Source organism: Paenibacillus glacialis (assembly GCF_001637205.1).
GTDB lineage: Bacteria > Bacillota > Bacilli > Paenibacillales > Paenibacillaceae > Paenibacillus_AQ > Paenibacillus_AQ glacialis.
In genome coordinates this window covers 20,836-28,472 of record NZ_LVJH01000050.1, presented here as the reverse complement: position 1 = coordinate 28,472, position 7,637 = coordinate 20,836, and the positions used below count along the sequence as shown (strand labels likewise).

At 37.2% G+C, this 7,637-nt stretch carries 10 protein-coding genes; all 10 read left to right on the top strand.

Annotation, left to right across the window (positions count from 1 at the left end; all coding sequences use genetic code 11):
• The first annotated feature begins 43 nt into the window (after positions 1–43).
• Positions 44–1,246, top strand: a complete 1,203-nt coding sequence (locus PGLA_RS20710) for an HNH endonuclease domain-containing protein (RefSeq protein WP_068536522.1) — start codon at positions 44–46, stop codon at positions 1,244–1,246.
• Positions 1,243–1,917, top strand: a complete 675-nt coding sequence (locus PGLA_RS20705; RefSeq protein ID WP_068536519.1) for a hypothetical protein — start codon at positions 1,243–1,245, stop codon at positions 1,915–1,917. Before PGLA_RS20710 ends, PGLA_RS20705 begins: the two co-directional genes overlap by 4 nt.
• 210 nt (positions 1,918–2,127) lie before the next feature.
• On the top strand, positions 2,128–2,571 hold the full coding sequence (locus PGLA_RS20700) for a hypothetical protein (protein ID WP_161487974.1): 444 nt from the start codon (positions 2,128–2,130) through the stop codon (positions 2,569–2,571).
• Positions 2,555–3,529, top strand: coding sequence for a CdiA C-terminal domain-containing protein (locus PGLA_RS27095; protein ID WP_084411355.1), 975 nt, complete (start codon positions 2,555–2,557; stop codon positions 3,527–3,529). Before PGLA_RS20700 ends, PGLA_RS27095 begins: the two co-directional genes overlap by 17 nt.
• A gap of 4 nt (positions 3,530–3,533) precedes the next feature.
• Positions 3,534–4,067 (top strand): hypothetical protein, encoded by a 534-nt coding sequence (locus PGLA_RS20690; RefSeq protein WP_068536515.1) that lies wholly within the window; start codon positions 3,534–3,536, stop codon positions 4,065–4,067.
• A gap of 265 nt (positions 4,068–4,332) precedes the next feature.
• The gene (locus PGLA_RS20685; protein WP_068536512.1) at positions 4,333–4,812 is read left to right on the top strand and encodes an EndoU domain-containing protein; all 480 of its coding nucleotides are present in this window, start codon (positions 4,333–4,335) and stop codon (positions 4,810–4,812) included.
• A 57-nt stretch (positions 4,813–4,869) separates the two neighbouring features.
• On the top strand, positions 4,870–5,334 hold the full coding sequence (locus tag PGLA_RS20680) for a hypothetical protein (protein WP_068536510.1): 465 nt from the start codon (positions 4,870–4,872) through the stop codon (positions 5,332–5,334).
• Positions 5,335–5,674: 340 nt separating this feature from the next.
• On the top strand, positions 5,675–5,950 hold the full coding sequence (locus PGLA_RS20675) for a hypothetical protein (RefSeq protein ID WP_068536508.1): 276 nt from the start codon (positions 5,675–5,677) through the stop codon (positions 5,948–5,950).
• A complete protein-coding gene (locus PGLA_RS20670) occupies positions 5,901–7,082 on the top strand; it encodes a hypothetical protein (protein WP_068536506.1) in 1,182 nt (393 codons plus the stop codon). Before PGLA_RS20675 ends, PGLA_RS20670 begins: the two co-directional genes overlap by 50 nt.
• A complete protein-coding gene (locus tag PGLA_RS29195) occupies positions 7,082–7,633 on the top strand; it encodes a hypothetical protein (RefSeq protein ID WP_068536504.1) in 552 nt (183 codons plus the stop codon). The genes PGLA_RS20670 and PGLA_RS29195 overlap by 1 nt, the downstream gene beginning before the upstream one ends.
• The last annotated feature ends 4 nt before the right edge of the window (positions 7,634–7,637 follow it).

Sequence of the window (7,637 nt, the reverse complement as noted above, 5' to 3'; positions counted from 1 at the left end):
TTCGAGGGGAAGGTACTAGAGATCAGGCAAGTGGGTGGTGTGTGTGGCGGGACGGATTCCAGGTAGCGGAGAAGCAGCGGATTTACTGAATGCGGGAATATATGCGGCACGTGGAGACTACGCGAACGCAGCTCTATCTGCGGCAGCGGCAATTCCGTTCGTAGGGTGGGGTGCAACGGCAGCGAAGGTCGTAGGCAAAGGGATTAGTAAAGTTAATGCAGGTAAGAAGTTGGTGCAGGCAACAACACGAGCCGTAGATGCGGTCCAAGCATTGCGTAAAACCGCAGATATGGCATCCGGGTTCGCCAGCGGAGGTCTGGGGAAAGTGTTTACCAATGCGAGGAAGATGGCAAACAACCTCGGTCTGGGCGAGCAAGTGATGAAGCTGAAGAACGTGATGCAATCCCTAGCGATGAAGAGTCCTAAAATGGCATCAGTCTTGTCGACATCAGGCCATGTGGCGACACAGTACGGTAAGAGTCTAGTAATGGAACAAGCGATGCAAGAGGGAATGCGATACGAATTGGTCGGAGATCTGGTCGAGAAATTTGGCGGAGATAAGATGCGTGCTGCGCTAACATGGGTATCCATTGTATCAGGTTCCAAGCGTAGTGGAGGAAGTAACAAATCGGGCATCGTTGATGGCGGAGGCAGTTCCTCGGGCGGTGGATCTGGGAAGAAGGATAAGACTAAGAAAGATACGGAAAAGACTAAGAAGGAAGATACAGATAAGACGAAGAGTCCTGAGCCGAGCAAGAAGGATAAAGATTCAACGACGTCGAAGAAGAATGGGAATAAGAAAGATTCGGAAAGTAAGAGCAAGGATAAACCCCAAAAACCGAAAAAACATAGTGCCGAGAAGAAAAATAATCCACAATCGGGAAATGACCCTTACTCACATCTTCAAGATTCTAAACATGTTGGTCCTGGAAAGGAATTTACAGCCGCTCAAAAGAAAAAGATAATCGAAGAAAATATGAAACTAAATGGTGGAGTAGTTAAATCTGACGACTCAGGTCAAATTTCTACTAAGCCACAAAAAAGTAAAAAGGGTGTTACACCTGACCCGAATGAATGGCAAATTGATCATATTATACCTAGAGATAAAGGTGGCACTAATAGTTATAGTAATGCTCAAGTATTAACTCGTAAAGAAAATAGAGACAAATCCAATAAATTACCCTCCGACCTAAATGAACCAAAGAAGAAACCAATACCATCTAAACCGAAAGGGAGAAAAAAATGAATCCAGTTATTTTAAACAATCAATTGAATAAAAACAATTTGTGGAGCGGTTGTATGCTTGCGGCAGTGGCACATGCTATTATGGTTGCTCACTACCCTGAATTATCCTACGAGCATTCTTGGGACGGTTTAAATTACAGCGTTGTTGACGGTTCTGGTGGAAGAGGAACAATTACGTTTAACGATAAGTATTGTGTTGGGGCATTTCGTAATGAGAATGTTACTCGAACTGAGTTCTCTACAGCTATTGATTTTTTTAATGGATCGCCAAAAGAAGTCTTTGAGCTAGCAAAGAATGAAACTTTAGAGTATCTTCTGGAAGAGACGGAAGATGGAATGTCTATGCCTTTAATTACTACATCCTTTTGGGGAGATGATAATAATATTATCTCTGTTGATAATATCGTAAGATTAGTTCAAAATGGTGGTTATCTATTAGAGAAACAGTTAATGGAATATGAATCTGCGGTTGAGGCTTGGCGAGATTATTATGAGATGACGGATGTGCAAGTTGATTTATTAGGGTCAATATATAATAGGAAAGTTAAAAATCTGGAAAATACTATCGTGTTAACCAAAAGAGAGATAGAAATGATTGGAACAAAGAGTCCTGAGGGATTGAAAGAAAGTAATACTTCGTTTGAGGAAATCGGAATTGTCTGGGAGAAATAAGGGCTACCCAGGGCCGAATAAACACTTCATTCATTCAACTAATAAGCACATATAACCTATGTAATGTCGCTACAAAAATTTCTTTAAATTCGTTTGTACGCACATCAATGCTTGGATTTCATACCCTAACTAACATAAAAGCATTACATCTAACAGGTCGATTATGGTCAAATACCACCATGATTGGCCTGTTTTGTTGTTTTCGTTTTCTTGTATGGTACTGTCCTTAGTGACACGAATTCTGAGCTAACACCAACAGAAAAATTAGGTCGGCTCGAGGAAAGTGAACTAAGATCTCTATATCAGGCCAAGTATGTGAAAGAGTCGCAGGACAAGAAAACAAATAAAGAAATGAAAGAGGAGTATACTAGTAATTATAACTTACAAAGTTCGCTCATGACGAAGGCTAGTCAAGGCAAGACGCAAAGTGAGCAGTCTATGGAAGCTAATGCTAAGGGTATTAAAAGTGAACCTACTAATTCTATCTTTTCTCAATTGCAGAGCTTGTTTGAGAAAAGCGGTCTGGATTTACTAGCCATCTCACAGAAACCAGAGTATTTAAACAAAATAGAAGATGCCACGAAATTGTATACCAGATTTACGTTCTTTCAGCAAGTGGTAGGACCCCAAATAAATATTGAGTGCAGAACTTAACATTATATTCGGGGTAGTAGCTATCGTTAGTGCAGTGTTTACTGGAGGAGGATCTCTCCTTCTGTATACCTTAGCAGCGGGCGAACTAGTTCTTGGAGTAGCAGAGATCAAAATCAACACAGAGAAGCTAAGTGATATCCATGGTGGAGAATACTATACAAACCCCAAGTTCCTAGGAATGGATCAAGATGTTGTTAATATCTTAGGATTAGTATTGGTCGCAACAGAGGTAGGTCGTTTCGGGCTGAAGGCAGTACTCAAATCAGGGGATAATGCAGCTTATGCGCGGTATATGGATGAGCTTGAGGATATATTGGATGATGTGAAATTGGTTCCTGAGGGGACGGTTAATTCTGCAAAAATACCTAGAACAGGACCAGAATGGGATGAGTATTTCCGTTCAAGATATGGCGATAAGAATGTGGACTGGAAAACTAGTTCTGAATACAAACTATATGGTTCTAATCATATTCCATATACACCTAAAATTAGACCAAATGCTGTAATTACTAAACCTTCGTTACCTAAAGGGGGAAAACCAGAAGGAAATTATGCTGATACTAAAGGTAAAGAGTCCCGAGGATTAGAAAGACAAAATGAAGCTGCAGATGTACTCGCAGAACAAGGGTATCGTACGACAATGCTTGACGATTATGACACTGGAAATGGTTATGGTCTTAAACCAGAGAGTAGTCCAGACTTCATCATAGATAGGCAAGTATTTGATTGTTATGCTCCTGGTACAACTACGAATCTAAGGAACATTCTTAAAACTCTCAGATTGAAAACTCAAGAACAGGCTAGAAGAATAGTGTTAAATTTAAATGATTATCCTGTTGAAAAAAGGGCTGAGCTTATTGAGTTTTTAAAAAGTCAAACAGACAAGGATTTGAAATATTTAGACGAATTACTAATAATTAAAAATAGTCAAGTGACTAGAGCATACTGGAGGTTTTAGTAAAATGGATTATTGGGTATCTATTGGTTCTGATTTGCCTAGAGAAGCATTGGGGAAATTGCTTTACGATATGATATGTGATGTGTTAGTTATGGAATTAAGTTTTGATGAAATAGCAGTAAGGGACTGGTCGGATACTCGACAAGTGAGTATTAATTTCACTTATTTTTCCATAAAAATTGATTTAGATGATGAGGATGACTATATAGAACGTTTTCGAGAAATGAATCTAGAAGATCACGGTGTGGATACAAATGTTAGTATAAGTATTCAATTTATAACGCGTACTTTTGATATCGGATGGTTAAAACTACTCGAAGTTATTGGAAAACTATTGCGGTTGAACGATCAGGATTTGGTAGTTGAAGATGATACTTCATATCCACTATTGAAAAGAATTAAAGGGTGTTTATTTATCAATAATAATTTAGACCGATTTCAAACTGAATGTATGACAAAAGAAAATCTAGAGCTACTGAATTATCCTTATTTAGAAGAAGATTTCTTTAAAGATAGCGGATATAGAAGGAGTTTGTAAATAATTTGTGCACCTTTCGTACAATATAACACCGCAATGCGAGCTAGACGCCCGTATTGTGGTTTCTTTTTTTCATGAGTTGATATATAGGAAACAACCTATGGATCAAGATGTTGTCAATGTCTTAGGATTAATATTGGGCGGAGCAGAGCTGGTTTTCATTACTGAAATCAGGGGATCTGGCAGCTAATGCGCGGTATATTGATATACTTTGGATGATACGCTGAAGACTGGATGAAAGCGGAATTCGATTAATGATGAGTATTTGGATGAGTTACGTGCAGGTATTAAGGAAAATATTGCTAATAGTAAAGCCGCAAGAGAAGCATCAAAATGTGGTAATTACCTGAAATTAGATAAGGAACTTCTCGAAAAGATAGAGAAAAAGAAATGGCTTGAGAGTCTACAAAACACAGAAAACTTCAAACAAGGGACCAAAGAAAATGCATTAAATCACATTTTTGATGGTGAAGTTCTCAAAAATGGAAATGCCAACGGTTTTCATTATGAAGGAATGCCTAATAGTAATGGTAAAATTGTCGGGAATGTTGATCCACCTAATGAGTTTGGTGTGTATCAAGCCAATATTGAAGTTAATGGAGTATTAAAGAAACCTAAATCCACATTTTTTCCAAAGGAATGGACTCCAAAACAGGTGGTAGATGCCATAAATAAAGCTTTTAATAATGAAGCAATTGTAAAAAACAATAAATACTTAGGGGAAACAAGCACGAGTTTGTTTTAAGAAATGGTAAGATAATTTCAGCTTATCCAGTATATTAAATTGGAGGAGATTTGAATAATGATTAAGTATAAATATAAATTGAAACGTATGGAAAGATTTAATATAGTTGTATTAGATTTTGATGAAGAAGAATCACTGAAATTCGCAAATATGATAAGTGACCCATTAGGATCTGATATATCTTGGAGATTTAAAGATTTGAAAATTGATATTGATAATTATATTGATTTATTAAGAGGGAATATACCACAATATAACCATGGAGGAAATGCATCTAGCGTTATATCCGATAGAGACTATACAATAATTGAAGATCCTTTTTATGACGAGGAAGAAGATGAAGTTGAACCAATCTGTAAATTAGAGACAGTTGAATTTGTGGAAATCATATTAGTATGGGCTTATGAAACTTATAAATATAAAAGCGAGCGGGGGGTGATTGCTCGAGAAGAGGCAGAAACGGTTATGAACTGGATTGATCAGAAAATGTTAGAAGTTAAGAGTATAGAAAATAACGAATAAATATAACAAACGCTAAACATATATATAAGGTAATGAGAAGCTTATTCCTATGAGAGTCATAATGAGGAATAGGCTTTTTATATGCTTGGAAAAAGTATGAGGAAACTGAAAGATGAAACTACCTTAAACACGGATTAAGGTCTATTTTCCAAGTGGGATAGAGAAGAAAACCACTGCAATTAATTCAGTTCGTGGTAGTAGTGGAGAAATGAAGTCCAGAACCGTGTTTCAAAAGCCTACGACAAAGGTGTTTCACATGTCCGGAGCAGACAAATAGCTTCTCGTAATCTCATTTCAAACCTTTGATAAGCAGGAGCCTATAGCGATTCAAGGGGATCGCGTGGGAATTAAGAGTAAGGAAGTACGGTTTGAAAAGAAAGAAATACCGCTTGTCGACATGTTAAATGCGACCGAACTGCAAGAGTTATATAGTGACTTATTGGTCAGAGAACATTACAAATCGCTAAGCAAAGTATATGCTATGGGGACTAGATCTTCACAAGGGGGAGAGGCTCCTAAAATCACCTCTAGTGAAGCCATAAGACAACGAGTCGAGAAAGATCCAGATGCCAAGCAAAAAGCAAGAGAAAGAATGGGTCAGCCTCGAGGAAAGTGAACTGAGATCTCTGTATCAGACCAAGTATGTCAAAGAATCGCAGGACAAGAAAACAACTAAAAAAATGAAAGAGGGGAAAGAAGAGTATACAAGGAATTATAACTTACAAAGTTCGCTCATGACGAAGGCAAGTCAAGGCAAGACGCAAAGTGAGCAGCCTCTGGAAGTTAATGCTAAGAGTATTGAAAGTAAATCTACTAGTTCTATCTTAAATTTGGATCCTGTGATGGCTCAATTGCAGAGCTTGTTTGAGAAAAGCGGTCTGGATTTACTAGCCATCTCACAGAAACCAGAGTATTTAAACAAAACAGAAGACACCTCGAAATTGTATTCCAGATTTACGTTCTATCAGAAAGTAGTTGCGCCACAAATATTGGGTGCAGAACTGAATATTTTACTTGGGGTAGTAGCGATCGTGAGTGCAGTGTTTACAGGAGGAGGATCACTCCTTCTGTATACCTTAGTAGCGGGAGAACTTATCCTTGGCGGAGCAGAAATCAAAATCAACGCAGAGAAGCTAGGTGATCTCTATGATGGAGAATATTATACAAACCCTAAGTTCTTAGGAATGGATCAAGATGTTGTCAATGCCTTAGGATTAGTATTGGGCGGAGCAGAGCTTAGTTTAGGACTGAAGGCATTACTCAAATCAGGAGATTATGCAGCTAATGCGCGGTATATTGATGATCTCGAGGATATAATGGATGATGTGAGGTTGGGTCCTAATGGGACGGGTAAAATTGATGACTTTGCTAAAGAACCGTTTTTACCAGACGAGTACTATCAAAAAATTGATAATTATCTTGCTAAAGCTATAGCAGCTAGAGATGCTGAGGTAGCAAGAATACAAGCATTAAGTAAAACCCAGCAAAGCAAGTTTACAACAGTAGTTGCAGGTGTAGATTTAAGAACAGGAGAAGTAATAGTAGGTTCTAAAAATAGTGCAATATTTAAAGGGCATGCTATCTGTGCAGAGGATTTAGTAATTAGTCAGCTTATTCCGCTTACTAATGCAAATATTATAATGACTTCTGCAATTAGACCAAGGACAGGAGCAGTTATAGCAGTATGTACTAGATGCCAGATAAAGTTTCCAGTAAATCAATTTATAAAAGGGACGGTGTTTGATTAATGCAAGAGGAAAAAGTGAATTATGGTTCAGAAGTGTGTATGAAATTTTCTAATGAAGAACTTTGGAAATACCTTATAACTAAATTTGGAAATAATCCGGATGTAACTATAAAAACATTGTCTGATGATGATAGAGAGGTTGAAATAACCTCAAGCACACCAATTCAATTTATATGTTTTGATGGAGAGAAACAAGATTTGTTTATTAGTTTCAATGGAAATCAAACATCAATTTTTGTGAAAGATGAAGAAATAATGTTTATTGATGAAAACACAAAAGGTATTTATACAACAAGTGATATTGTTGGAAATGTTGTATATGAAGGGAATTTACGCAATTTCACACATGTTGAGATATTATCTTTGTTTGCTGAAGTTATTTCGTGCTTTATTGGTGCAATAGAAGTCGAAATAATTGAGAAAGAAGTTCCCTACGATAAAGAGAATAAGCAATACAAGTATTATAAACCGCATATTCACGAAATAAATGTAAAAAACAAAAATTTAGATAAAAAGATCAAATTATTTGAAAATATTATCATAAATTATTAAGTAT

Coding starts and splice junctions, on each gene's coding strand:
- PGLA_RS20705 (WP_068536519.1), top strand. CDS start 1,243: ATGAATCCAGTTATTTTAAACAATCAATTGAATAAAAACAATTTGTGG.
- PGLA_RS20690 (WP_068536515.1), top strand. CDS start 3,534: ATGGATTATTGGGTATCTATTGGTTCTGATTTGCCTAGAGAAGCATTG.
- PGLA_RS20680 (WP_068536510.1), top strand. CDS start 4,870: ATGATTAAGTATAAATATAAATTGAAACGTATGGAAAGATTTAATATA.
- PGLA_RS20670 (WP_068536506.1), top strand. CDS start 5,901: ATGCCAAGCAAAAAGCAAGAGAAAGAATGGGTCAGCCTCGAGGAAAGT.
- PGLA_RS29195 (WP_068536504.1), top strand. CDS start 7,082: ATGCAAGAGGAAAAAGTGAATTATGGTTCAGAAGTGTGTATGAAATTT.